This is a genomic window from Ideonella alba, from assembly GCF_018069875.1.
Taxonomy (GTDB): domain Bacteria; phylum Pseudomonadota; class Gammaproteobacteria; order Burkholderiales; family Burkholderiaceae_C; genus Ideonella; species Ideonella alba.
On the sequence record NZ_JAGQDF010000010.1, the window covers coordinates 173,313 to 198,339 of the forward strand.

General features: G+C 70.7%; 22 protein-coding genes, 1 other RNA gene and 2 riboswitches. Of the genes, 9 read left to right on the forward strand and 14 right to left on the reverse strand.

Translation table 11 applies throughout. The annotated features are described in order from the left end of the window. Positions 1-10: 10 nt before the first annotated feature. The 6 genes from KAK07_RS17280 to gcvT form a co-directional block, all read right to left on the reverse strand. Positions 11-1,012 carry a toll/interleukin-1 receptor domain-containing protein gene (locus tag KAK07_RS17280; protein WP_210862075.1) on the reverse strand — a complete coding sequence of 334 codons (1,002 nt, stop codon included), beginning with the start codon at positions 1,010-1,012 and terminating at the stop codon, positions 11-13. Next, a complete protein-coding gene (locus tag KAK07_RS17285; protein ID WP_210862076.1) occupies positions 1,013-1,783 on the reverse strand; it encodes a hypothetical protein in 771 nt (256 codons plus the stop codon). Positions 1,784-1,937: 154 nt separating this feature from the next. Further along, positions 1,938-3,329, reverse strand: a complete 1,392-nt coding sequence (locus KAK07_RS17290; protein ID WP_210862078.1) for an L-serine ammonia-lyase — start codon at positions 3,327-3,329, stop codon at positions 1,938-1,940. Positions 3,330-3,339: 10 nt separating this feature from the next. Beyond that, positions 3,340-6,234: an aminomethyl-transferring glycine dehydrogenase gene (gene gcvP, locus KAK07_RS17295; protein ID WP_210862080.1), complete on the reverse strand. Its 2,895-nt coding sequence runs from the start codon at positions 6,232-6,234 to the stop codon at positions 3,340-3,342. Positions 6,235-6,278: 44 nt separating this feature from the next. After that, positions 6,279-6,653 (reverse strand): glycine cleavage system protein GcvH, encoded by a 375-nt coding sequence (gene gcvH / locus KAK07_RS17300; protein ID WP_210854299.1) that lies wholly within the window; start codon positions 6,651-6,653, stop codon positions 6,279-6,281. 29 nt (positions 6,654-6,682) lie between these two features. Beyond that, entirely contained in the window at positions 6,683-7,828 is a 1,146-nt protein-coding gene (gcvT, locus tag KAK07_RS17305; RefSeq protein ID WP_210862086.1) for a glycine cleavage system aminomethyltransferase GcvT, read from the reverse strand. Between the two features lie 45 nt (positions 7,829-7,873). Beyond that, positions 7,874-7,985: riboswitch (glycine riboswitch) on the reverse strand. 13 nt (positions 7,986-7,998) lie between these two features. Continuing rightward, a riboswitch (glycine riboswitch) is annotated at positions 7,999-8,086 on the reverse strand. Between the two features lie 61 nt (positions 8,087-8,147). Here gcvT and KAK07_RS17310 point away from each other — a divergent pair. From KAK07_RS17310 to KAK07_RS17320, 3 genes are read left to right on the forward strand one after another with little or no spacing between them, the layout of a single operon-like run. Then, entirely contained in the window at positions 8,148-8,939 is a 792-nt protein-coding gene (locus KAK07_RS17310) for a nitroreductase family protein (RefSeq protein ID WP_210862088.1), read from the forward strand. A gap of 52 nt (positions 8,940-8,991) precedes the next feature. Then, entirely contained in the window at positions 8,992-10,641 is a 1,650-nt protein-coding gene (locus KAK07_RS17315; RefSeq protein ID WP_210862090.1) for an acyl-CoA synthetase, read from the forward strand. A 20-nt stretch (positions 10,642-10,661) separates the two neighbouring features. Then, positions 10,662-11,447, forward strand: coding sequence for an enoyl-CoA hydratase (locus tag KAK07_RS17320; RefSeq protein WP_210854295.1), 786 nt, complete (start codon positions 10,662-10,664; stop codon positions 11,445-11,447). Positions 11,448-11,516: 69 nt separating this feature from the next. On the opposite strand, the gene ffs is transcribed toward KAK07_RS17320, so the two are convergent. After that, positions 11,517-11,614: signal recognition particle sRNA small type (gene ffs, locus KAK07_RS17325), an RNA gene on the reverse strand. Between the two features lie 54 nt (positions 11,615-11,668). Between ffs and KAK07_RS17330 the strand changes: the two genes are divergently transcribed. Then, entirely contained in the window at positions 11,669-12,349 is a 681-nt protein-coding gene (locus KAK07_RS17330; protein ID WP_210854294.1) for a response regulator transcription factor, read from the forward strand. A gap of 7 nt (positions 12,350-12,356) precedes the next feature. On the opposite strand, the gene KAK07_RS17335 is transcribed toward KAK07_RS17330, so the two are convergent. From KAK07_RS17335 to KAK07_RS17350, 4 genes are all read right to left on the reverse strand, one after another. Next, a complete protein-coding gene (locus KAK07_RS17335) occupies positions 12,357-13,835 on the reverse strand; it encodes a sensor histidine kinase (protein WP_210862092.1) in 1,479 nt (492 codons plus the stop codon). Between the two features lie 26 nt (positions 13,836-13,861). Next, positions 13,862-14,548: a Crp/Fnr family transcriptional regulator gene (locus tag KAK07_RS17340; protein ID WP_210862094.1), complete on the reverse strand. Its 687-nt coding sequence runs from the start codon at positions 14,546-14,548 to the stop codon at positions 13,862-13,864. A gap of 121 nt (positions 14,549-14,669) precedes the next feature. Next, positions 14,670-15,797: an AIR synthase-related protein gene (locus KAK07_RS17345; protein ID WP_210862096.1), complete on the reverse strand. Its 1,128-nt coding sequence runs from the start codon at positions 15,795-15,797 to the stop codon at positions 14,670-14,672. A gap of 48 nt (positions 15,798-15,845) precedes the next feature. Continuing rightward, a complete protein-coding gene (locus KAK07_RS17350; protein WP_210862098.1) occupies positions 15,846-16,742 on the reverse strand; it encodes a hypothetical protein in 897 nt (298 codons plus the stop codon). A 130-nt stretch (positions 16,743-16,872) separates the two neighbouring features. Between KAK07_RS17350 and dnaX the strand changes: the two genes are divergently transcribed. Genes dnaX through recR form a run of 3 tightly spaced genes read left to right on the forward strand, consistent with a single transcriptional unit; the run spans position 16,873 to position 19,797 of the window. Beyond that, complete coding sequence (gene dnaX / locus KAK07_RS17355) at positions 16,873-18,825, forward strand: DNA polymerase III subunit gamma/tau (protein WP_210862100.1); 1,953 nt, start codon at positions 16,873-16,875, stop codon at positions 18,823-18,825. Positions 18,826-18,875: 50 nt separating this feature from the next. Further along, positions 18,876-19,202 (forward strand): YbaB/EbfC family nucleoid-associated protein, encoded by a 327-nt coding sequence (locus tag KAK07_RS17360; protein WP_210801245.1) that lies wholly within the window; start codon positions 18,876-18,878, stop codon positions 19,200-19,202. A gap of 4 nt (positions 19,203-19,206) precedes the next feature. Further along, the gene (gene recR, locus KAK07_RS17365; RefSeq protein ID WP_210854288.1) at positions 19,207-19,797 is read left to right on the forward strand and encodes a recombination mediator RecR; all 591 of its coding nucleotides are present in this window, start codon (positions 19,207-19,209) and stop codon (positions 19,795-19,797) included. A gap of 5 nt (positions 19,798-19,802) precedes the next feature. On the opposite strand, the gene KAK07_RS17370 is transcribed toward recR, so the two are convergent. Beyond that, entirely contained in the window at positions 19,803-21,404 is a 1,602-nt protein-coding gene (locus tag KAK07_RS17370; RefSeq protein WP_210854287.1) for a transglycosylase SLT domain-containing protein, read from the reverse strand. Beyond that, on the reverse strand, positions 21,401-22,165 hold the full coding sequence (gloB, locus tag KAK07_RS17375; RefSeq protein ID WP_210862103.1) for a hydroxyacylglutathione hydrolase: 765 nt from the start codon (positions 22,163-22,165) through the stop codon (positions 21,401-21,403). Before gloB ends, KAK07_RS17370 begins: the two co-directional genes overlap by 4 nt. 65 nt (positions 22,166-22,230) lie before the next feature. On the opposite strand from gloB, the gene KAK07_RS17380 reads away from it, so the two are divergent. Both KAK07_RS17380 and rnhA read left to right on the forward strand, forming a co-directional pair. Next, positions 22,231-23,025, forward strand: a complete 795-nt coding sequence (locus KAK07_RS17380; protein ID WP_247661126.1) for a class I SAM-dependent methyltransferase — start codon at positions 22,231-22,233, stop codon at positions 23,023-23,025. Beyond that, a complete protein-coding gene (gene rnhA / locus KAK07_RS17385) occupies positions 23,018-23,452 on the forward strand; it encodes a ribonuclease HI (RefSeq protein WP_210801250.1) in 435 nt (144 codons plus the stop codon). Before KAK07_RS17380 ends, rnhA begins: the two co-directional genes overlap by 8 nt. A 25-nt stretch (positions 23,453-23,477) precedes the next feature. Here rnhA and KAK07_RS17390 read toward each other — a convergent pair whose 3' ends face one another. Continuing rightward, positions 23,478-24,959 (reverse strand): autotransporter outer membrane beta-barrel domain-containing protein, encoded by a 1,482-nt coding sequence (locus tag KAK07_RS17390; RefSeq protein ID WP_210862105.1) that lies wholly within the window; start codon positions 24,957-24,959, stop codon positions 23,478-23,480. Positions 24,960-25,027: the final 68 nt, after the last annotated feature.

The window sequence follows — 25,027 nt, forward strand, 5'->3', positions numbered from 1 at the left end:
CGCCGGCGTCTCATCCCGCGCGGGTGGTGGGCTGGAAGCGCTGCAGGAATCGCTCGGCGATTTCCTCGGCGCTGCCCTCGATCACCTGGTTGCGGCCCAGACGCAGCGCCAATGCCGGGCTGAGGGCGACGTCACCGATGCGCACCGCGAACACCGGCTTGCCCAGGTCGTCGGCATAGCGCACCTCGCGCTGCACCCAGGGTGACGCCACGCTGGCCGGGGACAGGAACAGCAGCAGGGCCTGACAGTTCTGCACCTGCAGCGCCAGGCTGGTGTCCCAGTCGGTGGCGCCTTCCAGGCCCTTGTCGAACCACAGCGCCTGGCCGGCGGCGTCAAGCTGGTCGAGCACCGGCAGCAGCTGCGCCAGGTCGGCATGGGCGTAGCTGACGAACACATAGGGCCTGCCCTCCGACGCGGTGCTCGGCGCGCGTCGGACCAATGCCTGGAAGCCCGGCCGGGCCAGTCCGGTGGCCAGTACACAGGCGGCGCACCAGGCCAGCGCCCAGGACAGCAGCAGCGCCAGGCGCACCAGATCGACGCTCCAGGGCTGCCAGATGCGGGTGGCCTCGTACTCGGCCGAGCGCAGCGCATCCAGATCGTCGTCCGGGCAGGTCTGCGGGTAGATCAGGCGCGCCTCTGGTGTGCAGACGAAGCCCTTGACACCGGTCTCGCCAGTGGCGGGGATGGTGAAGCCAAAGCGCGACATCAGACCCAGGAACAGGGCGGCGCAGAGCAGCAGCGCCAACAGCGCGCCGCGCTGCAGGCCCACGCTCCAGACCGATGGGCGATGGGCCCGCCAGCGACCCAGCGCCAGCGCGCCGGCCACCGCCAGCACCGCCGTCAGCGAGCCGCTGCGCGCCGGCCACGGCGGTGCCGTGCCACCCGCCGACAGCACCAGGGCCACTGTGGCGAGGGCCAGCAACACCCACCAGGGCGGCTCCAGGTGGCGCAGCAACAGCAGGCTGCGGGTCAGGCCCGGACGCCGGGCCGCGGGGCTTGGCGGGCGGCTCATTCAGCGGCGCAGCTCAATACGGACAATGTCGTCGGCAGGCCCATCGACCACTGAGGCCGGGCGGGTGTCGAACACGCCCGAGCTGAGCTGACCATCCGGCCAGCGCACCTGGTAGGCGTACTGGCCGCTGAGGAATTCCTGGGCCTTCACCACATCCACCCAGCCGCGGCAACGCTGGCGGTCGGTGGGCGGAATGCGCTGGACCTCGCACAGCCGGTGTCTGAACAGCGTGATATAGCTGATGCGCCCTCCGGCCGGCCGCGTCCGCAACTCCACCGGCAGCTCACCGGCACCGCAGCCGTCCTGAAGCACCACCGGCGGGCCTCGGCGCTGGCGTTGATGGCGCACCGCGGCTTGCTCGAGTTGCCCCTTGAGCGCCTGATGGCGCGCGGACAGGCGCTCGACGCTACGTTGATGCGCCGCACCGCGGGTGCTGGGTTCGGCCAGCGCCTCGATCGCGGCACTTTGCATGCCGTCGAGCAAGGGCTGCCACAGCGCGGGGGGCAGTGCCAGCGCCCGCAGCGATTGGCCCAGTTGCTCGACCTCCATCGCGACCTGGATGACCATGCTGTCCGGGTCCTTCTCGCCGACGCCCAGGTCGAGGCCCGCGTCCAGGCAGTCGAGCAAGGGAATCGTCGGTTCGCCGGGAGTCCGCATGGCAGGGCGGCTCAGGCTGGGTGCGGCGGCCACGGCGGCCTGGCGGATCTGCGCGAAGCGTGTGGCGGCGTCGGCGGGCGTCTGGGCAGGCGCTGCGCACACGGCCAGCGTCATGCACAGGGCCAGGCCGCCCCGCAGGCCAGTCGGGAGACGATGGACGCTTGTAGGCATGGTGGCTCCGCTTGGCCGGTCGTCGCGCCGGCGTCCCGCTGTTGTAGCGCCGGCCAGCCAGCGCCGCCACCCCTTGTGCTGGGGTGGCGGGCCGCACTCAGCATTCGACGATATTGACCGCCAGACCGCCGCGCGCGGTTTCCTTGTACTTGGTCATCATGTCGGCACCGGTCTCGCGCATCGTCTTGATGACCTTGTCCAGGCTGACGAAGTGGCTGCCGTCGCCGCGCAGTGCCATGCGCGCGGCATTGATGGCCTTGACCGAGGCGATGGCGTTGCGCTCGATGCAGGGAATCTGCACCAGGCCACCCACCGGGTCGCAGGTCAGGCCCAGGTGGTGCTCCATGCCGATCTCGGCGGCGTTCTCGGCCTGCTCGGGCGTGCCGCCCATCACCGCGCACAGCGCGCCGGCGGCCATCGAGCAGGCCACGCCCACCTCGCCCTGGCAGCCGACCTCGGCGCCGGAGATGCTGGCGTTCTCCTTGTAGAGGATGCCGATCGCGGCGGCGGTGAGCAGGAAATCGACCACGCCCGATTCGCTGGCACCGGGCACGAAGCGGGTGTAGTAATGCAGCACCGCCGGCACGATGCCGGCCGCGCCGTTGGTGGGCGCGGTGACCACGCGGCCGCCGGCGGCGTTCTCCTCGTTGACCGCCAGCGCATAGAGGTTCACCCAGTCCAGCACCTGCAACGGGTCGCGCAGCGCCTCCTCGGGTTTGGCGGTCAGCGCCTCGCGCAGCGCCTTGGCGCGGCGCTTGACCTTGAAGCCGCCGGGCAGCGTGCCCTCGGTGCGGCAACCGCGCTCCACACAGGCCTGCATCACCGCCCAGATGCGCAGCAGACCGGCATCGATCTCGGCGTCGCTGCGCCAGTGGCGCTCGTTGCGGCGCATCAGCTGGGCGATCGACAGGCCGTGCTCGGCGCACAGCGCCAGCAACTGCTCGCCGCTGGTGAAAGGCAGCGGCAGCACCGTGGCGTCAGGGGCGATGGTCTTCTGGCGGCTGCCGTCGGCGGCCACCTCCTCGCTGACCACGAAGCCGCCGCCCACCGAGTAGTACACGCGCTGGCACAGCTCGGCACCGCTGGCGTCGAAGGCCGTCAGGCGCATGCCGTTGGCGTGGAAGGGCAGGCTCTCGCGGCGGAAGAAGGCCAGGTCGCGCGCCTCCTCGAAGGCCACCGCATGCTCGCCTTGGAGCAGCAGGCGGCCACCGCCGCGAATCGCCGCCAGCAGCGCCGGCACCTGGTCCACATCGACGGTGTCGGGCTCATGACCGGCCAGGCCCAGCAGCACCGCGGTATCGCTGCCGTGGCCCTTGCCGGTGGCGCCCAGCGAGCCGTACAGGCCGCAGTGCACGCGCGCGGTGCGCGCCAGCAGGCCCTCATGGGCCAGGCGCAGCGTGAACAGACGCGCGGCGCGCATCGGCCCCACGGTGTGCGAGCTGCTCGGCCCGATGCCGATCTTGAAGAGGTCGAAGACCGAGACAGCCATGGCTCAGTGCTCAGGCGTAGTCCGACACCGGCGGGCAGCTGCAGCTGAGGTTGCGGTCGCCCCACACGTTGTCGACCCGACCCACCGGCGACCAGTACTTGCCGGCGCGCAGGCTGGCCACCGGGTAGGCAGCCTGCTCGCGGGTGTAGGGGTGCGTCCAGTCGGCGGCCAGCAGGCTGGCGGCGGTGTGCGGGGCGTTCTTCAGCGGGTTGTCCTCGCGCGGCCACGCACCCGCCTCGACCTGGCGGATCTCGTCGCGGATCGCGATCATCGCGTCGCAGAAACGGTCCAGCTCGGCCTTGCTCTCGCTCTCGGTGGGCTCGACCATCAGCGTGCCGGCCACCGGGAAGCTCAGCGTGGGCGCATGGAAGCCATAGTCGATCAGGCGCTTGGCGACGTCCTCGGCGCTGACGCCGGAGCTGTCCTTCAGCGGGCGCAGGTCCAGGATGCACTCATGGGCCACGCCACCGCCGGCGATGCCGTCATGGCCGCCGCTGAAGTGGATGTCGTAGTGCGGCGCCAGGCGCGCGGCCACGTAGTTGGCGTTCAGGATGGCCACCTCGGTGGCGTCCTTCAGGCCGTCGGCGCCCATCATGCGGATGTACATCCAGCTGATCGGCAGCACCGCGGCATTGCCCAGGGGGCCGGCGCTGACCGCACCGACGCCGCCCTCGCGGGTCTGCCCGGCCGTGGCATGGCCCGGCAGGAAAGGCACCAGGTCCTCGACCACGCAGACCGGGCCGACGCCGGGGCCGCCGCCGCCGTGCGGGATGCAGAAGGTCTTGTGCAGGTTCAGGTGGCTGACGTCACCGCCGAACTCGCCGGGCGCGGCCAGGCCGACCAGGGCGTTCATGTTGGCGCCGTCCACATAGACCCGGCCGCCGTAGCGGTGGACCATCGCGCACAGCTCCTTCACCCGTGGCTCGAACACACCGTAGGTGGAGGGGTAGGTGATCATGATGCAGGCCAGCTGCTGCGCGTGCGCCTCGCACTTGGCCTGCAGGTCGTCCAGGTCGACGCTGCCGTTGGGGTCGCACTTGACCACCACCACGCTCATGCCGGCCATCTGCGCCGAAGCCGGGTTGGTGCCGTGGGCGCTTTCGGGGATCAGGCAGACGGTGCGCTGCGCATCACCGCGCGAGGCATGCCAGCCGCGGATGGCCAGCAGGCCGGCGTACTCGCCCTGAGAACCGGCGTTGGGCTGCAGGCTGATGCCGGCGTAGCCAGTGGCCTGGCTGAGCCAGCCGCACAGCTGGGCGTTCAGCTCAGCATAGCCTTGCAGCTGCTCGGCCGGTGCGAACGGGTGCAGTTCGGCGAACTCGGGCCAGGTGATGGGGATCATCTCGCTGGTCGCGTTGAGCTTCATCGTGCAGGAGCCCAGCGGGATCATGCTGCGGTCCAGGGCCAGGTCCTTGTCGGCCAATTGCCGCAGGTAGCGCAGCATGGCGGTTTCGGAGTGATGGCGGTTGAAGACCGGGTGGGTCATGAACGCCGACCGACGCTGCAGCGCAGCGGGGATCAGGCTGTCGCAGTCGCCTGCCAGCGCCTCGACGCTGGGCAGCGCGGCACCTGCCGGGGCCAGCCAGCGCCACAGCGCGGCCAGGTCGGCGCGGGTGGTGGTCTCGTCCAGCGCGATGCCGACGATGCGATCGGACAGGCGGCGCAGGTTGGCATGCTCGGCACGCGCAGCGGCCAGCACGGCATCGGTGCGCTCAGCCGTCTCGACCGCGATCGTGTCGAAGGCATGCGGCGTCAGCACCTTCAGGCCCATCTGCTGCAGGCCGGCCGACAGGATGGCGGTGTAGCGCGCCACGCGGCGGGCAATGCGGGTCAGGCCCTCGGGCCCGTGGTAGACCGCGTACATGCTGGCCATCACCGCCAGCAGCACCTGGGCGGTGCAGATGTTGGAGGTGGCCTTCTCGCGGCGGATGTGCTGCTCGCGGGTCTGCAGCGCCAGCCGGTAGGCGGGCTGGCCATGGGCGTCGATCGACACGCCGACCAGGCGGCCGGGCATCGAGCGCTTGTACTCGTCGCGGCAGGCCAGGTAGGCGGCGTGCGGGCCGCCGGCGCCCATCGGTACGCCGAAGCGCTGGGTGTTGCCCAGCACGATGTCGGCGCCGAACTCGCCCGGCGGCACCAGCAGGGTCAGCGCCAGCAGGTCGGCCGCGACGATGAAGGCGGCCTGCTTCGCGTGGGCCTGCTCGACATAGGGCTTCAGGTCGTGGATCAGGCCGGTGGTCGACGGGTACTGCGCGATCACCGCGAAGTAGTCGTGCTCGGCCATCAGCTGCGGCGCCATGCCCACCAGCACCTGCAGGCCCAGCGGTTCGGCACGGGTGCGGATGACCTCGATGGTCTGCGGATGGCAGTCGCCAGCGACGATGATGGTGTCGCTCTTGCTCTTGACCGAGCGCTTGGCCAGGGTCATGGCCTCTGCGGCGGCGGTGGCTTCGTCCAGCATGCTGGCGTTGGCGATGGCCATGCCGGTGAGATCGCAGACCATGGTCTGGAAGTTCACCAGCGCCTCCATGCGGCCCTGCGAGATCTCGGCCTGGTAGGGCGTGTAGGCGGTGTACCAGGCCGGGTTCTCGAGGATGTTGCGCAGCACGACGCCCGGCACATGGGTGCCGTGGTAGCCCTGGCCGATGAAGCTCTTGAAGACCTGGTTCCTCGCCGCGATCGCGCGCAGCTCGGCCAGGGCCTGGGCCTCGCCCACCGGGGCGGGCAGGTCCATCGGCGCCGGACGGCGGATGCTCTCGGGGACGATGGTGCGCATCAGCGCCTCGCGCGAGGCGGCGCCGATGGCGGCCAACATCAGCGGTTCATCAGCGGCACCGGGGCCGATGTGGCGGGGGGCGAACTCGCGGTCGGTCTCGAGCGCGGCCAGGGGCAGGGCGGTGGGCATGGGCGGCAGGCGGGGGTCAGGGTCAGGCGCCGGGGCGCCGGAAATCAGAGGGTCTTGAGCAGCGCGTCGTAGGCCGGCGGGTCCATCAGCTCGTCGAACTGGGCCATGTCGGTGACCTTGACGGTGAAGAACCAGCCCTTGCCCAGCGGGTCGGAGTTGGCCAGCGAGGGGTCGTTGCGCAGCTCTTCGTTGACCTCGACGATCTCGCCGGTGACCGGCATGTAAATGTCGGCAGCGGCCTTGACCGACTCGACCACGCCGGCCACGTCGCCCTTGGCGTAGGTCTTGCCCACCTCGGGCAGGTCGACGAAGACCACGTCGCCCAGCGCGTCCTGCGCATGCAGCGTGATGCCGACGACGGCGGCCTCATGGTCCTCGATGTTGATCCACTCGTGGTCGGCGGTGAACTTGGTCGTCATGGGTTGGCTCCTGTGGGGGGATGGGGAGGTCAGCCGCGGTAGTAGCGGTTCGGGGTGAAGGGCATGGCGGTCACGGTCATCGGCAGGCGCTTGCCGCGCACCTCGGCGAACACCTGGGTGCCGACGGCCGCGTAGGCCGGCGGCACATAGGCCATGGCCACCGGCTGGCCGACGGTGGGGCCCAGCGTGCCGCTGGTGACAGTGCCCAGGGCCGTGCCGTCGGCGGCGAAGAGGGCGGTGCCTTCGCGCACCGGGGCGCGTTCCTGGCCGAGCAGACCGACGCGCTTGCGGGCGGCGCCGGTGGCCAGCTGGGCGTCGATCACCGCGGCACCGGGGTAGCCGCCGGCGCGCGCGCCACCAGCGCGGCGAACCTTCTGGATGGCCCAGGTCAGCGCGGCCTCGACCGGCGTGGTGGCGGTGTCGATGTCATGGCCGTACAGGCACAGGCCGGCTTCCAGGCGCAGCGTGTCGCGCGCGCCCAGGCCAGCGGGCTGCACCTCGGGCTGTGCCAGCAGTGCGCGGGCCAGGGCCACGGCCTGGTCCTGGTGCACCGAGATCTCGAAGCCGTCCTCACCGGTGTAGCCCGAGCGGGTGACGAAGCAATCCAGGCCATCCAGCGCGAAGCGGCCACCCGTCATGAAGGTGAGGCTGGCGACATCCGGGTTCAGCCGGGCCAGCGCGGCCACCGCCTGCGGGCCTTGCAGCGCCAGCAGCGCGCGCTCGGGCATCGGGATGACCTGGCAGCGCTGGCCGATGCCGGCCTGCAGGTGGGCGATGTCCTGGGCCTTGCAGCCGGCGTTGACCACCACGAACAGGTCGCCGAAGGCCGCGCGCGCGTCCAGCGCAGGGCGGGTGACCATCAGGTCGTCGAGCAGGCCGCCCTGCTCGTTGGTGAACAGCGCGTAGCGCTGCTTGCCCACTGGCAGGTCGACGATGTCCACCGGCACCAGGGTTTCCAGCGCAGCGGCGGCATCGGCGCCGACCAGACGCAGCTGGCCCATGTGCGAGACATCGAACAGCGCCGCCGCCGTGCGGCAGTGGCGGTGCTCGGCCATCAGCCCGGCGGGGTACTGCACCGGCATGCTGTAGCCCGCGAAGGGCACCATCCGAGCGCCCAGTTCCAGGTGCAGGTCGTTGAGGGGGGTGGTCAGCAAAGGGGTGTCAGGCGTGCTCATCAGGGCGGTGTCCAAGGGGCAGTTCGGGAAGGTCTGGCCGTTCGAAATGCCCCCGCTGTCCGCTTTACCTGAGAGATTGACCCCGCCGCGTCAGACGGCCGGGCTTGCCCCTTCGGTGGACGGACTCCAGGGTCCGCCTCTCTCCAGTGAGGAACGCATGGCCGGGGCCACGCGCCTTGCCAGTCCTTTTGCCTGAGCGTTCGGGTGGGCCCTGCGCCTTCGGCGGCCCCGGGTGGGGCTCTCTCCTGACAAGCGGGCAGTGTAGCAGTGCGCGGCCGCTGAGGCATCATGTGCGAACCCCAATTGCCCACCCGCCGTCATGACCGAGGCCGATGCTTTCCACCGCCTGCTGCAGGCCCACCGCTCGATCCGGTGTTTTCGCAGTGACCCGGTGGACGATGCTCTGGTGGACGCGTGCCTGGTGGACGCGCTGCAGGGCAGTTCGTCCAGCGGCAACCTGAACATGGTGTCGGTGGTCAAGACCCGCGACCAGGCCTCGCGCCGCCAGTTGCATGCGCTGCACGGCGAGCAGGACATGATCCTGCAGGCGCCGCTGCTGCTGACTGTCTGCGCCGACACCCACCGCACCCGTGCCTGGCTCGCCGAGCGTGGCGCCCGCTTAGGTTTCTCCGACCTGGTCAGCTGGCATGTGGCCAGCTTCGACGCGATGATCATCGCCCAGACCGCCGCACTGGCACTGGAAAGCCATGGCCTGGGCATCTGCTACATGGGCACCACGCTGTTCTCGATGGCGGCCATTGCCGAGCTGCTGGGCTGCCCCGACCATGTGCTGCCGGTGACCACGCTGGTGGTGGGCTGGCCCGACGAGGCGCCGGCCCAGCGTGACCGCCTGCCAGCGAGCGCCTGGATCCATGACGAGCGCTACCAGCGCCCCGACGCCGCCAGCATCGAACGCGATTTCCGCGAGCGCGAGGAGCGAGGCAAGGCGCGCTACCTGGCGGTGCCGCACATGGCCGAGCGCTGGCGCGAACTGGGCATCGAGTCGCTGGCCCATTACTACACCAGTCCGATCAAGTACGACCCGGACGTCTTTGCCGAGTTCAGCGCCGAGATGGAGCAGGCCTTGCGCCGCAACGGCTTCCTGGCCTGATCGCCACCGCCGGCAGCGCTACAGTCTGCACACACCGCCCGGGAGCTTCCACATGACGTCGATCTACGACCTGCACCTTGACCGCAACCCCGCCAACCACGTGCCGCTGTCGCCGGTCAGCTTCGTGGAGCGCAGCGCCGAGGTGTTTGCCGACCTGCCGGCGGTGATCCACGGCGCGCGCCGCTACACCTGGGCCCAGGTGCGCGAGCGCAGCGCCCGGCTGGCCGCCGCCTTGCGTGCACTGGGCGTGGGGCGCGGCAGCACCGTCACGGTGATGCTGCCCAACACCCCCGAGATGGTCGAGGCCCACTACGCGGTGCCCGCGCTGAACGCGGTGCTCAACACCCTGAACACGCGGCTGGATGCGTCGCTGCTGGCCTGGCAGATGAACCACTGTGAAGCGCAGGTGGTGATCACCGACACCGAGTTCGGCCCGGTGATGTATGAAGCCCTGCGCCTGCTGCGCGAGAAGCATGGCCGCGACCCGGTGGTGATCGACGTGGCCGACAGCGAGCACACCGGCCGTGCCGAACGCGTGGGCAGCCACGAATACGAGGCCCTGCTGGCTGCGCACGCGCCGCTGGCCCGGCTGGACGGTCCGGCCGACGAGTGGGACGCGATCGCGGTGAGTTACACCAGCGGCACCACCGGCGACCCCAAGGGCGTGGTCACCCACCACCGCGGCGCCTACCTCAACGCGGTGTGCAACGCGGCCACCTGGACCATGCCGCACTTCCCGGTCTACCTGTGGACCTTGCCGATGTTCCACTGCAACGGCTGGTGCTTTCCCTGGACCGTGGCGATGCTGGGCGGCACCCATGTGTGTCTGCGCCGGGTGGATGCGGCGAACATCCTGGCGGCGATGCGCGAACACCGTGTGGACCACTACTGCGCCGCCCCCATCGTGCACAACCTGCTGATCAGCGCCGACCCGGCACTGCGTGACGGCATCACCCAGCGCGTGCGCGGCATGGTGGCCGGCGCGGCGCCGCCGGCGGCGATGATCGAGGGCATGGCCAGGCTGGGCTTTGACATCACCCATGTCTATGGCCTGACCGAGGTCTACGGCCCGGCCTCGGTGGCGGTCAAGCGCCCCCACTGGGCCGGCGAAAGCCTGTCCGAGCAGACCCGCCTGAACGGCCGCCAGGGTGTGCGCTACGCCTTGCAGGAGGGCATGACGGTGATGGACCCCGAGACCATGACCGAGGTCCCGGCCGACGGCCAGACCATGGGCGAGATCATGTTCCGCGGCAACATCGCGATGAAGGGCTACCTGAAGAACCCGTCGGCCACCGACAAGGCCTTCGAGGGGGGCTGGTTCCACACCGGCGACCTGGCCGTGCTGGAGCCCGACCGCTACGTCAAGATCAAGGACCGCAGCAAGGACATCATCATCTCGGGTGGCGAGAACATCAGCTCGATCGAGGTGGAGGACGCGCTGTACCGCCACCCGGCGGTGGCCGCCTGCGCGGTGGTGGCCAAGCCGGACCCGAAGTGGGGTGAGACGCCGGTGGCCTTTGTCGAGCTGGCTGCCGGTGCGCAGGTCAGCGCCGAGGACCTGGTGGCGCATTGCAAGGGCCTGCTGGCCGGCTACAAGGTGCCGCGCGAGATCCGTTTCGAGCCCATCCCCAAGACCAGCACCGGCAAGATCCAGAAGTTCATGCTGCGCGACCGCGCGAAGTCGGCGCAGGCCTTCGAATGACCACCCCAGGAGACACCCCCATGCTGACCACCGAAGACCCGCTGCTGCTGCGCAACCAGGATGCGCGCGGTGTGCTGACGCTGACGCTGAACCGCCCGCAGGCCTTCAACTCGCTGTCCGAGGCCATGCTGGCCGCGCTGCAGACCGAGCTGGACGCGATCGCCCGCGACGACAGCGTGCGCGTGGTGGTGCTGGCCGCGGCCGGCAAGGCCTTCTGCGCCGGCCACGACCTGAAGGAGATGCGCGCCGACCCGTCGGAGGCCTACTACCGCCGCCTGTTCGCCCAGTGCGCCAAGGTGATGATGGCGATCCAGAAGCTGCCGGTGCCGGTGGTGGCCAAGGTGCAGGGCATTGCCACCGCGGCCGGCTGCCAGCTGGTGGCGATGTGCGACCTGGCGGTGGCCGCCAGCAGCGCCCGCTTTGCGGTCAGCGGCGTCAACCTGGGTCTGTTCTGCTCCACGCCGGCGGTGGCGCTGAGCCGCAACCTGGGCCGCAAGGCGGCCTACGAGATGCTGGTGACCGGCGAGTTCATCTCGGCCGACGAGGCGCGCGCCAAGGGCCTGGTCAACCGCGTTGCCGCGCCCGAGGCGCTGGACGAGGCGGTGGAGGCACTGGTGGCCAGCATCGTGGCCAAGCCGCGGGTCGCGGTGGCGATGGGCAAGCAGCTGTTCTATCGCCAGCTGGAATCCGGCATCGAGGCGGCCTATGTCGACGCCGGCCAGACCATGGCCTGCAACATGATGGACGATTCGGCGCTGGAAGGCGTGCAGGCCTTCATCGACAAGCGCGCACCCAGCTGGAAATGAGCCTGGGAACGTGCCTGGAAATGAATCAGCCGCCGGCGCCCAGGGGCGCACGGCGGCTGACGGGAAGAGGGTGACGAGCCTGAACCCCGGCACTGGTCACAACGGTTAGGGCTGCTTGGTTCCCCACCTGACCCGGTTGGCCGCGCTTCCATGCGAGGAGGCCCGTCACCGCCCATTGTAGGCGAGATGAACCGTCTGCGCCGGCCACTACACTCTCAGGCATGCTGCCTCATTCCCTCGCCCTGGTCGATGACGATGCGGACTTCAGCGGTTACCTGGCCGAGTTCCTGACCGGACTGGGCGTGTCGGTCAGCAGCTTTGCCGACAGTGACGACCTGCTGACCAGCGACGGCGCCTTCGAGCACGAGTTCTACGTGGTCGACCTGATGCTGCCCGGCATCGATGGCCTGGACCTGCTGCGCCTGCTGCGCAAGCGCACCAATGCCGGCATCCTGGTGGTCTCGGGCAAGCTGGGCAGCGACGTCTTCGGCCATGTCATCGAGGCCGGTGCCGACATGCTGCTGGTCAAGCCGGCGACCTTCGAGCAGATCCTGACCGGCATCCGGGCGATCTACCGGCGCAGCGGCCGCGGAGGGTCGCAGCAGGAAGTCTGGGTGCTGGATGCCGCGCATGCCACGCTGCGGGCGCCCGATGGTGCGCTGATCGAGCTCAGCCCGACCGACCTGCAGGTGATGGAGAGCCTGCTGGAACACCCCGGCCAGACCGTGGGGCGCGATGAATTGACGCGTCGGCTGGGCCTGGACAGCGAGGACCCCAACGCGCTGCACGCCACCATCTACCGCCTGCGCCGACGCATCGAGCGGGCCACCCCGGCGCTGGTGCCGCTGCAGTCGCGCTCGCGCCAGGGCTACCTGTTCAAGGCCGAGTTGCGGCGCGCCTGACGGCGGCTCAGGCCAGGCGCTGGCGCGGGCTGGTGCGGGTGTCGGGCCAGGGAAACAGCATCGTGGCCTCCAGCCCGCTGGGCTGGACCGGGCGCAGCACCAGCTGGCCGCCGTGCACCGACATGATCTGCCGCACCACGCTCAGCCCCAGGCCCTGGCCGCGCTGGCTGGGAAAGGGCTTGTGGTGGGTGGCCGGGTCGTCCAGGTGGGCCCAGTGCGAGGCGCTCAAGCCATGGCCGTGGTCGCACACCGACAGGGCCATGCCATAGGGCGAGTGGCTCTCCTCGATGCGCAGTTGCACCAGCGACTGACCGTCGCCGCCGTGGACGAACGCGTTGCGCAGCAGGTTGCGCAGTGCCAGGCGCACCAGGCCCGGCTCCACCTCCAGCGTGCGCAGGCGCGTCAGGCGCTCGACCACCACGCGCTGCCGCTGGTCGGGGGCCAGGTCGCCCATCACCAGCTCGATCAGCAGGTCCAGGTCCACGTCCTGCAGCGTGACCTGTTCGCGACGGGTCAGGATCTGTGCGGCGGCCAGCGTGTTGTCCAGCACCGAGCGCAGCTCGCCCAGCACGGTCTCGGCGGCGTCCAGGCGCTCGGCGATGGCCTGCACGTCGGCCCGCGGGCCGCGCAGCGCCGCCCCGGCCGACAGCAGGGCGCCGGTCGCGCGGTGCAAGGGCTGACGGATCTCGTGGGCCAGCACCCCCAGCAGCTGCTCGCGTTCGCGGGCCAGCGCGTCGAGCTGGGTCAGCGCCTCGGTCAGCTGGCCGGCGTGCTGCTCGGCCGATTCGCGGCGGGCCCGCTCGGCGTACTCGGCGGCCTGGGCGCGGGCCTCGCTGGAGCGCACGCGGTCCAGCACCATGCCCAGGTAGGCCACATTGCCGAACAGGCCCAGCGCGTAGCACATCACCCAGGTGGCCAGATTGGCCGGGGTCAGCGCGGCCACATTGGCCGATGGCGGGTCCCACAGTGCCCAGACCACGCGGCTGGCCGCCACCGCCGCCCAGGCGCCCAGCAGCGCGGCCAGCCATTGGCCGCTGCGCGAGGGCAGCACCGCCGCCGCCCGCCAGGCCAGGCGGGCGTTGATGGCGAAACCCGCGGCCAGCACGCTGGCCGCGAAGAGGAAGCGTGGCGTCACGCCCGCCAGCACGTCGATCAGCAGGTAGGCGGTGCTCAGCAGCAGCCACAACGCGGCCAGCAAGGCGGGCGGCGAGGACTCGCCGGCTTCGCGCCGCAGCGCCAGATGGGTCAGCAGCATGCCGGCAAAGGCCAGCGCATTGGCGAGGGGGAATCCCGCCCAGTCCGGCACGATGCCGCGCAGGCCCAGCAGCAGCATCCAGCCGCCGGACGCCACCGCGGCGAAGGCCCAGGGGCGCAGCCGGTCGCTGCCGTGGCGCTGGCGCAGCAGCAGCCAGCAGCTGACCCCCAGCAGGGCCTGGGTGATCGAGGAAGCGACGAACAGCGAGGGGACGGAGATCAGCGAGAGCATGGGCGCCGGCCGCGGCGGCCCGGCGATCAGGCCATTCTGCGCAGCACGATCGAGCCATCGGCCCGGTAGCGGATGGTACGCGCCGTCTCGAGTTCCTTCATCGTGCGGCTGACCATCTCGCGTGAGGCGCCGATCATCTTGGCCAGATCCTGCCGCGCTATGCGCTCGCGCAGCACCCATTCGTCGCCGTCGGGCACGGACAGGTCCAGCAGGCGCTGCAGCAGGCGTTCGCCCACATCCTGGTGGGCCAGCGAGGCCACCCGGCGGTAGGCGGTGCGCACCCGTTGTGACAGCTGCAGCAGCAGCATCTGCGCCACCTGTGGCCGCGTGGCCAGGGTGATGGCGAAGACATTGCCCGGCACCACCAGCAGGTCGCATTCCTCCTCGCTGCGCACGCTGCTGGAGTGCGGCTGGCCGTCGATCAGGGCGAGGTCGCCCAGCGGGTCACCGACGCGGATCAGGTCGATGATGACCTCGCGGCCGCGGGGGTCGGTGCGGAAGCTGTGCGCACGGCCCGACAGCAGCACGCCCAGCTCGGACGTGCGGGCGCCCTGGACCTGGATCAGTTCGCCGCGGCGGGCGCGGCGCTTGCTGCAGTGGCGGGCGAGCTCGTCGGCAGCCGGCTCATCCAGGCTGGCGAACAGCGGCAGACGGCGCAGCAACTGAGCCAGGCTGACCGTTTCCTGGCCACGGGCCGGCCACGCCACCACCACCGGGTCCGTCCTGGCTCCGGTTGCGACGTCGGTCGCCTGCCATGGCTGTCCATGCTCGCCCATTCATCTCCCTCTGATCAGGGAGAATCATATCTGAGCTTTCAGATCAGAAAATGAGGATTCACCGCAGTTGCAGATCGTCGCTCGCGAAGCGGATGCTCAGCGGCTCGATCAGCAGCTGCTTGGCACCGGCCTCGACCTGCCCGGCGAGCACCGCCTCGACGCCCTCGGCGCGGGCGATGGCCACGGTCTGCTCGGCCTGCTCGCGCGGCACGAACAGCGCGAAACCGGCGCCCATGTTCAGCGTGGAATAGGCCTCGCGGTCATCGTGACCGGCGTGCTGCTGGATGAAGCGCAGCACCGGCGGCACCGCGGGCACGGTGTGGATGCGGTAGGTCAGCTCGGCCGGATGACGCAGCAGCTTGCGCCAGCCATGGCCGGTGATGTTGGCGCTGTAGTGCACCGTCACGCCGGCGCGGGCCAGGGCCTCGGTGACCGGGCTGTAGAGCACGGTGGGGGCGAGCAGGGCCTCGCCATAACTCAGGCCCGGCGCCACCTCGGTCAGGTAGCCCTGGGGCAGGCGCTCGGTCAGCTTGCGCGCCAGGCTCAGGCCATTGGCGTGGATGCCGCTGGAGGCCAGCAGCACGATGGCGTCACCCGCGCCCAGCTGATCGCCCACGCTGAGGCGGCTCTTGGGGTTGATGATGCCGGTGCACGAAGCCGCCAGGTCGATGCGGCCAGACTCGACGATGCCGGCCAGCGCCGGCGTTTCACCACCGCCCCAGGCGACACCACAGCGGTCGCAGGCGGCCTTCCAGCCGGCCACCAGGGCCTGGGCGCGCTGCGCGTCACCGAACCAGTCGCTGCCACCGGCGGCCCAGTAGGCCTGGACGACCAGCGGCGTGGCGCCCACGGTGATCAGGTCGTTGACCGCCATCGCGATCGTGTCCTGGGCGATGCCTTCGTAGTAGCTGCGGCCGGTCAGGGCCTTCATCTCGTCGGCGACCAGGGCCTTGGAGCCCAGGCACTCGACGATGCTGGCCAGGTAGAACGGGCCGACGTCGACCACATAGGCCGACTCGCCACGCGAGGCCGGCACTTCGGTGAAGCCGTGGCCAGCCAGGTGGCCGGCGGTGGCAGCCGCCGCGCGCTGCGCGGCAACCTTCAGCGGATCGATCAGGTCGTAGTTGACACCGGCCTGCTCGTAGCTGAGCGACGCGGTGGATGCGGAGGGGGCGGGAGCACTCATGGCGGGATTATCCCGCAGGGGCTCCCGCCCCCGATCCGGCGCCGGGTGTCAGAGCCCCAGCTTGGCCTCCTCGACCATCGCGCGGCCGAGCTTGGCAGCGGTGGCACCCAGCTGCTTGGCTGCGGCGCTGACCACCGCCAGGCGCGTCTCGGCACCGCCTTGCCGACCGGCGTAGGCCAGCGCCATGGCGTTGGCCAGCTCACGCACCAGCGGCTCCCACGGCGGCACCGGGCCCTTGTCGGTCAGCCCGCCACCGTCGGCGGTGACGCCGAAGATGATGCGCACACCGGCTTCGTAGACGCGACCGTCCAGCTTGGGAATGCTGCTGCCACCGCGCGGGCGCTGGTAGAACGCAAAGGCCACGGCCATGCTCTTGGTGGCGGTGGACAGCACGGCGCCATTGACGCTGTCGGCCCCCGGCGGGCTCACGACCAGCAGCTGCCAGCTCTGCAGCAGGCGCGGCCCGATGGATGCGAAGGCGGTGATCTGCTCGGGCGCACGGGTGGGCACCAGGCCCAGTTCATTGGCATTGAAGCTCAGGTCGGTGTCGGGGGCGACGCTGACGAAGTCGTCGTCGAAGAAGTCACCGACGTCGACATCGAAGGCGTCGATGTAGGTGCCCGGCTCGCCGATGCCATCACCGCCGGTGGGCAGGTACCAGGCGGTCACGCCGATCGGCGTGTCGCCCACCGGCACGCTGAGCGCGGGGTTGGTGGAGACGAAGGCGCCGTCGGCGCCGCCGGTGACCGACCAGAAGGCGAAGTTGGCGCTGTGGCTCACGCCGTCGCCATCGGTCCAGTTGGCCGTGGGCGGTGCCCAGTCGGTGTAGGGCGAGCTGCTGACGGTGTTGTCGAAGGGGGGCGTGATGTCGGCGGCCGAGCTGCCCGGGTGGCGGCGGCGGCCGGCGGCGGTGTAGGTGACATAGCGGGTGTGGACGACGGGCATGAGGGGCTCCTTGTCGGGGCAGGTGAAGAGGGCTTCATCGTCGGCCGCGCTGGCGACCGGCCCAACCCCCAGGGACGCCAACGCCACCCCCTTCGCCCCGGGGGGCGGGGGGCCGCCTAGAATCCGTGGCATGAGTTACGTCGTCCTGGCCCGCAAGTACCGCCCGCGCAGCTTCGAGGACATGGTCGGCCAGGACCATGTGGTGCGTGCCCTGACGCACGCCCTGGAGCAGCAACGCCTGCACCACGCCTACCTGTTCACCGGCACACGCGGCATCGGCAAGACCACGGTCTCGCGCATCCTGGCCAAGAGCCTGAACTGCCAGGGCGCCGACGGCCAGGGCGGCATCACCGCGCGTCCCTGCGGCGTGTGCAGTGCCTGCCGCGAGATCGACGCCGACCGCTACATCGACTACATCGAGCTGGACGCGGCCTCCAACCGCAGCATCGACGAGATCCGCGAGCTGATCGAGCGGGCCGCCTACAAGCCCAGCGTCGGCCGCTTCAAGGTCTTCATGATCGACGAGGCGCATCAGCTGACCAAGGACGCCTTCAATGCGCTGCTGAAGACGCTGGAGGAACCGCCCGAGTACCTGAAGTTCGTGCTGGCCACGACCGACCCCGAGAAGATGCTCCCCACGGTGCTGAGCCGCTGCCTGCAGTTCAATCTGCGGCCGATGGCGCCACCCACGGTGGCCGAGTACCTGGAGCGCGTGCTGGCGGCCGAGGCCATCCCGGCCGAGCCCGGCGCTTTGCGCCTGCTGTCGCGCGCCGCGCGCGGCTCGATGCGCGACGCCTTGTCGCTCACCGACCAGGCGATCGCCTATGGCGGTGGCCGGCTGGAGGAGGCCGGCGTGCGGGCGATGCTGGGCAGCGTCGACCGCCGCCACGCGCAACGCCTGGTGGCGGCGCTGGCCGGCCGCGACGGTCGGGCCGTGCTGGACGAATGCGAGGGTCTGCGCCGCCAGGGCCTGTCGGCCAGCGCCACGCTGGAGGAGATGGCCCGGCTGCTGCAGCAGATGGCGGTGGAACAGGCCGTGCCCGGCGCCCTGGACGCGTCCGACCCGGACACCGAGCCCGCGCGTCGCCTGGCACCGGCGCTGGCGGCCGACGAAACCCAGCTGCTCTACAGCATCTGCCTGCAGGGCCGCGCCGAACTGGGCCTGGCACCGGACGAGCACGCGGGGCTGGTGATGGTGCTGCTGCGCTTCCTGGCCTTTCCGCCGGCGACCGCAGGCGGTGCGGGGGGGGCCTCTGGTGGCAGCGCCGGCTCTGGCGAACACAGCACCGGCGCGACCGGCCCGGGGGCGGTGGCGATGTCGGCTACCCCTGCTGCGGTGGCCCCGGCGGCCATGCCGGTTCCTGCACCGGCGCCGGTCGCGGCCAGGCCCGTTGCGGCCCCGCCTCCCGCGCCTGTCGCCGTGCCTGCGCCTGCGCCCGTTGTGGCGGCGCCAGTCAGCGCCGCAGCCCGCCTGGCCCAGGAGGCCGCCGAGAAGGCCCGTGCGCGCGCCGCCTCGCGCCCGCCCGAACCCCAGGACGAGGACGGTCCGCCGCCCTGGATGGACGAGGCGCCACCCGTCGATGCCTTGGAGCCCGGCGAGACGATCATCCCGGCCAGCGCCGAGGTGGCCAGCGAGCCGATCGAGCTGTCCGTCCCGGCCGCGAGTGCGCCGGCGGTCAGCCTGCGCCGCACGCCGCTGGGCGATGCCTGGGCCGAGGCCGTGACGGCGTTGCAGCAGGCGGGCCTGGTCAGCGCGCTGGCGCGCGAGCTGGCGATGCAGGCCGAGCTGGTGGCCACCGACGGCGAGCGCTGGACCCTGCGTGTCGAGCGCGACAGCCTGCGCAACGCGCCGCTGCTGGACAAGCTGCAGGCCGCACTGCGCCAGCTGCCGGGCCACGCGGGCCGGTCGCTGGCCACCGAGCCGGGCGTGGCCCAGGATTCCCCCGCGCTGCGCGACGCCGAAGCCGCGCGCCAGCGCCAGGCCGAGGCCGAGGCCGCCTTCCGTGCCGACCCGCTGGTGGTGGCGGCACTTCAGCAATTCGCCGGCGCGCGCATCGTGCCCGGCACGGTGCGACCGCACTGAACACCTGGCGCCGCCCTGGCGCCTGACGATCCACGAAAGGAAGAATCGCGATGATGAAGGGTCAATTGGCCGGCCTGATGAAGCAGGCCCAGCAGATGCAGGACAACCTGAAGAAGGCCCAGGAAGAGCTGGCCCAGGTTGAGGTCGAAGGCCAGTCCGGCGCCGGCCTGGTGAAGGTGGTGATGACCTGCCGCAACGATGTACGCCGCGTCAGCATCGACCCCAGCCTTCTGGCCGACGACAAGGACATGCTGGAAGACCTGGTCGCGGCGGCCTTCAATGACGCGGTGCGCCGCGCCGAGGCCACCAGCCAGGAGCGCATGGGCAAGCTGACCGCCGGCCTGCCGCTGCCCCCCGGCATGAAGATGCCGTTCTGACACCGTGGCAGGCAGCGGCGCGCTCGAGACACTGGTGGAGGCGCTGCGGCGCCTGCCCGGCGTTGGGCAGAAATCGGCCCAGCGCATGGCCTACCACCTGCTGCAGCACGACCGGCTGGGCGCCGGCGTGCTGGCGCAGGCGCTGGAGCGCGCGGTGGCGTCGGTGCAGCATTGCCAGCGCTGCCACACCTTCAGCGAGGCACCGGTGTGCCCGGTGTGCCGCGACACCGGTCGCGATCGCCGGCAGCTCTGCGTGGTCGAGTCACCGGCCGACCAGGCTGCGTTGGAGCGCACCGGCAGCTACCACGGCTACTACTACGTGCTGATGGGCCGCATCAGCCCGATCGACGGCCAGGGCCCGGAACAGCTGCGCGCCGACGGCCTGCTGGCGCGGGCGCTGGACGGCGAGGTGGAAGAGGTCATCCTGGCCACCAGCTTCACCGCCGAGGGCGAGGCCACCTCGCATGTGCTGGGCGAATCCCTGCGCGCCCGCGGCCTGAAGGTCACGCGCCTCGCGCGCGGCGTGCCGGCGGGCAGTGAGCTGGAATACGTCGACCTCTCGACGATCGCCCACGCGCTGGTCGACCGCCGCTGAGCAGATCAGCGACGGGTGCGGGTGGGCGCGGCCGGGCGGCGGGTGGTGGCCGGTGCCTTCTGACGGGCACCCGGCGCGGCGCGCTTGGTGGCCTGCGGCACCATCACGATGTAGGTGCTGCCCGGCTTGAACACCGCGTTGGTCGACACCTTGTTCCACTGCGCCACCATCGCCGCCGAGGTGCGGTAGCGCTGCGCCACCGACGCCACGCTGTCGCCGCGCTTGCCGGCGCGCAGCGTCAGGCGGCGCATCGGCGGCAGGTCGGGTGCCAGCGCGATGGTGGCGTTGTCGGCCAGGTGCTCGGACACATCGGCATTGCGACCAGCGGTGCGTGGCACCAGCAGCGTCGAGCCGGCCTTGACCAGCATGCGCGGCGGGATGCGGTTGATGTCGCGCAGTTCGGACTCGCTCATGCCCACCTGCCTGGCCGCATCGGCCGGCCGCAGCGTCTTGGGCGCGACCCAGGCGGTCCAGCTGGCCAGCGGCCCGCGGTGGGCCTTCAGGTTGCCGACGAAGCGGCCGGCGTTGTCGAAGGGCAGCAGCACCTGCTCGGTGCCGGCGGCCAGGATCACCGGCTTGTTCATCTGCGGGTTGAGCTGGCGGAACTCCTCGACCGAGATGCCGGCCAGGCGCGCCGCCAGATCGACATCGATGTCGCGCTGGATCGGCACGCTGACGAAGTACGGGTGGTTCTTCAGCTCGGGCAGCGCCAGGCCGTAGTTGTCGGGTGCGGCGATCAGGTTCTTGATCGCCTGCAGCTTGGGCACGTAGTAGCGCGTCTCGTCGGGCATGCGCAGGCTGCTGTAGTCGGTGGGCAGGCCGGCCTTCTGGTTGCGGGCGATCGCGCGCTGCACATTGCCTTCGCCCCAGTTGTAGGCGGCCAGGGCCAGGTGCCAGTCGCCGAACATGTTGTTCAGCCGGCTCAGGTAGTCCAGCGCCGCGCGGGTGGAGGCCAGCACGTCGCGGCGATCGTCGCGGAAGATGTTCTGCTTGAGCGCGTAGTCCTTGCCGGTCATCGGCATGAACTGCCACATGCCCGAGGCACGGGCGGTGGACAGCGCCTGCGGGTTGAAGGCGCTCTCGACAAAGGGCAGCAGCGCCAGTTCGGAGGGCATGCCGCGGCGCTCGACCTCCTCGACGATGTGGAACAGGTAGCGCCCGCCGCGCTCGGTCATGCGGCGCATGTAGTCGGGCTTGCCACCGTAGTGCTGCTCGGCCCGGCGCACCCAGTCGTCCGACAGGTCGGGCATGGCGAAGCCCTTGCGCACGCGGCCCCACAGGTCGCTGCGCGCGGCGCTGTCGTTGATGTCGAGCACGCGGTCCGGGTGCACCGGGTCGACGATCGGACCGGTGGCCGGTTCCTCGGCCGCGCGCACCGGGCTGGCTTCGGCGGCCACCGGCGTTGTGCCAGGCGGCGAGGCGGGCGTGGCGTCCAGCACCATCGCGCTGCCCGGGGGTTGCAGCGTCAGGCGCGGCGGCGGCTCGGGTGACGGGGCCACTGGGCGGACCACCGGGCCGGTCACGCCCGCAGACGGGGTCGCGCAGCCGGCAGCCAGGAGGGCGATGCAGCAGCCCAGCAGGGTCGGAAGCAGTCGGTGAAGGGTCATCGGAACTCGTTCTTCCAGGCGCGCAGCGCCGCAAACACGTCGTCGGGGCGGTCGCTGGCAGCACCATGCGCCAGCCCGCTGGCCACCAGCGCCGGCTGGTCGCAACGCAGGAAAGGGTTGATCTGTCGTTCCTGCGCCAGCGTGGTGGGCAGGCTGGGGCGGCCGTCGGCACGCACCGCCTCGACCCACTGCCGATGCGACGCCAGCGCGGCATTGTCGGGCTCGGCCGCCATCGCAAAGCGCAGGTTGGACAGCGTGTACTCGTGGGCACAGCACACCAGGGTCTCAGGCGGCAGCGCCATCAGCCGCTGCAGCGAGTCATGCATCTGCGCGGCCGTGCCTTCGAAGAGTCGGCCGCAGCCGGCCGAAAACAGCGTGTCACCGCAGAACAGCAGCGGAGGATCGGCGGCCACCGCAAAGGCCAGGTGGCTGCGGGTGTGGCCCGGAACGCCGATCACCGACACGGCCCAGCCTCCCCAGGCCAGCGTGTCGCCATCGTGCACCGGCTGGACCTGCCCGGCCAGGCGGCTGTCGTCGGGGCCCCAGACCGCGCCTTGCAGATGCGGGCGCAGGGCCGCCAGACCGTCCACATGGTCGGCGTGGTGGTGGGTCACTAGAATGCCGCCGAGGGTCAGCCCGCGCTGCGCAAGGGCTTGCAAGACCGGCGACGCGTCGCCCGGATCCACCACCAGGGCTTGCTGGCCCTGGATCAGCATCCAGACGTAGTTGTCGGCGAAGGCGGGGAGGGCGAGCAGTTCCATCGATGGCTGGCGAACACGCGATTATAGATTTGGGGGGGTGGCTGGATACCCCGGCTGGCCGCTGCATGCTGGCCTGGGAGCAGACCCTGCTGGACGAAGCCGTGGCCGACTCCTTCGGCTTTCATGCGCTGCAGCTGGGCCTGCCCGAGATGGATGGCCTGCGCAACAACCGCATGCCGCACCGCTGGCTGGCCTGTGAGCACGATGAGGCCGTCGCGCCCATGGCCCTGGACCCGGTGCCCGACGGGTTGGCCAGCGTGCTGCCCACCGGTGGCGCCACGCTGCGCTGCCAGCCCGAGGCGCTGCCGTTCCCGGACGAGTCGCTGGACCTGGTGCTGTTGCCGCACACGCTGGAGCTGGTGGACGATCCGCACCTGGCGCTGGCCGAGGCGGCCCGCGTGCTGCGGCCGGAAGGGCGCCTGATCGTGTCGGGCTTCAACCCGGCCAGCCTGTGGATGCTGCGCCAGCGCATGGGGCACCTGGCCCGCAACGCCAGCCTGGGCAGCGGCCCGCTCTTCCTGCCCGACACCGGCGAGGCCATCGGCTACTGGCGGCTGCGCGACTGGATGCGATTGGTGCACCTGGAGCCTGAACGGGGTCGCTTTGGCTGCTACCGCATGCCCTGCCGCAGCCAGGCCTGGCTGCAGCGCTGGCGCTGGATGGAGGGCGTGGGCGAGCGCTGGTGGCCGGTGCTGGGAGCGGTGTACCTGCTGCAGGCGGTCAAGCGGGTGCGCGGCATGCGCCTGGTTGGCCTGTCGCCGCGGCGTCGGCTGCGGCTGGCTGCCGGGCCTGCGGTGGCGGCCAACCGACACTGGCGCGGCGGCGCCTCGGCGCACGAGACAATCGCCCCCCATGACTGATGTGACGATCTACACCGACGGTGCCTGCAAGGGCAACCCGGGCCCCGGCGGCTGGGGCGCCTGGCTGCGCGCCGGCAGCCACGAGAAGGAACTCTTCGGTGGCGAACGCCAGACCACCAACAACCGCATGGAGCTGACCGCGGTCATCGAGGCCCTGTCCACGCTCAAGCGGCCCTGTGCGGTGGCGATCTACACCGACAGCGAGTACGTGAAGAACGGCATCACCACCTGGATCCACAACTGGAAGCGCCGCGGCTGGCGCACCGCGGACGGCAAGCCGGTGAAGAACGAGGAACTCTGGCGCCGCCTGGATGAACTGGTCGCCGGACACCGCGTGTCCTGGCACTGGGTCAAGGGCCACGCGGGCGACCCCGGCAACGAGCGCGCTGATGCGCTCGCCAACCGGGGCGTGGAGCAGGCGCGCTGAACGGGGCGCGCCTGGGGGCGCGGGCTCAGGGCACCGGCGGCGGATTGAAGACCTCGAAGCAGGCGTGCTTGCTGATGGTCTCGAGGAAGCTGAGGTCGAAGGCGTCCGCCTGCTGCGAGCCGGTGAACTGGATCGACTCGAAGCCGTAGGCGGTCATCTTCGCGCCGGTCGACAGGTCGGTGATGGTGGCCACGCAGCTCGGGTTCCAGCCCGTGATCTGGTACTGCGAGGCCGGGCCGACCAGGGTCAGCGTGTCGTTGCCCCAGCAGCCATCGACCCAGCTGCAGTTCGAGAAGCTGCCCACCGTCAGGGAGTCGTTGCCCAGTCCCATCTGGATGCCGCCCTGGTTGCGCGCGACGCTGGCCGCGTCGTCGCCGCAGCCGGTGTCGAGCACGCAGCTGAGCGTGCCGCCGACCCAGGCGCGGTCATTGCCGTCGCCCAGCCAGGCCGATCCCAGGGCACCACCTACGTGCAGCTGGTCATTGCCCCAGCCCAGGTTGGCAATGTTGGCGTTGCCGTCGACGAACACCCGGTCAGTGCCGCAGCCGCCGGTGACGGCGCAGTTGACGTTGTCGCCCACGTAGAGCTGGTTCAGGCCGTTGCCCAGCAGCATGTCGCCGACGCTGCCCTGGACCGAGAGCAGATCGTCGCCACAGCCGACGTACAGGTGCTCGGCGTTGCCGCCGATCTTGACGATGTTGGCGCCGTCGCCCAGGTTGGCCACGCACAGGTTCTCGACCACGTTCAGCCCGTCATTGCCCCAGCCGGCCAGCACCGTGCCGGCATTGCCGCCCACATTGATGCAGTTGTTGCCATTGCTGGCGCAGCCCACGCCCAGGTCGCCGAACACGACATAGCGGTCGTTGCCGCAGCCCGAGTTGATGTTGCAGGCGTCGCCACCCACGGTGATGTGGTTGCTGCCGTCGCCCAGGCAGGCCGTGCCGAGCTGGCCGTCGATCGTGACGCGGTCATCGCCGCAGCCCGAGACCATCGCGCCCACGTTGCCGCCCACGTCCAGGGTGTTGTTGCCCCAGCAGAGGTCGGCAAAGCACAGGTTGCCGTTGATGCTGACCGTGTCGTCGTCGCCGCCGGTATAGACATGGCCGGCGTTGCCGCCCACCTGCAGGCTGTTGTCGCCCCATCCCAGTGAGGCCGTGCCCAGGTCGCCGCCGATGCGGACCTGGTCGTCACCGCAGCCGGTGTTCAGGCAGCTGACGGCGCCCACCACGTCGATCACGTCGTTGCCGCCCCCCAGCGTGATGCTGCCCACGCTGCCGCCCACGCTGACCGTGGTGCTGCCGAAGAGGTCGGTGATCGACTGCACGTTGCCGCCCACCTGGATGCGATCATCACCCTCACAGGTGTTGATGCAGGCGGCGCTGCCGGTGATCGTGACGCTGTCGTTGCCACGACCCATCGTCACATTGCGGATATCGCCGTCGATGGTCACCGACTGGTCGGCGGTGGACCACCACTTGTACAGATAGACGTCCTGGGTGCTGCTCATGGGCTCCTCCGGGTGAAGAATCGACTGTTACCGCATGTTACTCGCGTAACCAGTCGCCAAGCCACCCG

Coding starts and splice junctions, on each gene's coding strand:
- KAK07_RS17280 (WP_210862075.1), bottom strand. CDS start 1,012: ATGAGCCGCCCGCCAAGCCCCGCGGCCCGGCGTCCGGGCCTGACCCGC.
- KAK07_RS17285 (WP_210862076.1), bottom strand. CDS start 1,783: ATGACGCTGGCCGTGTGCGCAGCGCCTGCCCAGACGCCCGCCGACGCC.
- KAK07_RS17290 (WP_210862078.1), bottom strand. CDS start 3,329: ATGGCTGTCTCGGTCTTCGACCTCTTCAAGATCGGCATCGGGCCGAGC.
- gcvP (WP_210862080.1), bottom strand. CDS start 6,234: ATGCCCACCGCCCTGCCCCTGGCCGCGCTCGAGACCGACCGCGAGTTC.
- gcvH (WP_210854299.1), bottom strand. CDS start 6,653: ATGACGACCAAGTTCACCGCCGACCACGAGTGGATCAACATCGAGGAC.
- gcvT (WP_210862086.1), bottom strand. CDS start 7,828: ATGAGCACGCCTGACACCCCTTTGCTGACCACCCCCCTCAACGACCTG.
- KAK07_RS17310 (WP_210862088.1), top strand. CDS start 8,148: ATGACCGAGGCCGATGCTTTCCACCGCCTGCTGCAGGCCCACCGCTCG.
- KAK07_RS17315 (WP_210862090.1), top strand. CDS start 8,992: ATGACGTCGATCTACGACCTGCACCTTGACCGCAACCCCGCCAACCAC.
- KAK07_RS17320 (WP_210854295.1), top strand. CDS start 10,662: ATGCTGACCACCGAAGACCCGCTGCTGCTGCGCAACCAGGATGCGCGC.
- KAK07_RS17330 (WP_210854294.1), top strand. CDS start 11,669: ATGCTGCCTCATTCCCTCGCCCTGGTCGATGACGATGCGGACTTCAGC.
- KAK07_RS17335 (WP_210862092.1), bottom strand. CDS start 13,835: ATGCTCTCGCTGATCTCCGTCCCCTCGCTGTTCGTCGCTTCCTCGATC.
- KAK07_RS17345 (WP_210862096.1), bottom strand. CDS start 15,797: ATGAGTGCTCCCGCCCCCTCCGCATCCACCGCGTCGCTCAGCTACGAG.
- KAK07_RS17350 (WP_210862098.1), bottom strand. CDS start 16,742: ATGCCCGTCGTCCACACCCGCTATGTCACCTACACCGCCGCCGGCCGC.
- dnaX (WP_210862100.1), top strand. CDS start 16,873: ATGAGTTACGTCGTCCTGGCCCGCAAGTACCGCCCGCGCAGCTTCGAG.
- KAK07_RS17360 (WP_210801245.1), top strand. CDS start 18,876: ATGATGAAGGGTCAATTGGCCGGCCTGATGAAGCAGGCCCAGCAGATG.
- KAK07_RS17370 (WP_210854287.1), bottom strand. CDS start 21,404: ATGACCCTTCACCGACTGCTTCCGACCCTGCTGGGCTGCTGCATCGCC.
- gloB (WP_210862103.1), bottom strand. CDS start 22,165: ATGGAACTGCTCGCCCTCCCCGCCTTCGCCGACAACTACGTCTGGATG.
- KAK07_RS17380 (WP_247661126.1), top strand. CDS start 22,231: ATGCTGGCCTGGGAGCAGACCCTGCTGGACGAAGCCGTGGCCGACTCC.
- rnhA (WP_210801250.1), top strand. CDS start 23,018: ATGACTGATGTGACGATCTACACCGACGGTGCCTGCAAGGGCAACCCG.
- KAK07_RS17390 (WP_210862105.1), bottom strand. CDS start 24,959: ATGAGCAGCACCCAGGACGTCTATCTGTACAAGTGGTGGTCCACCGCC.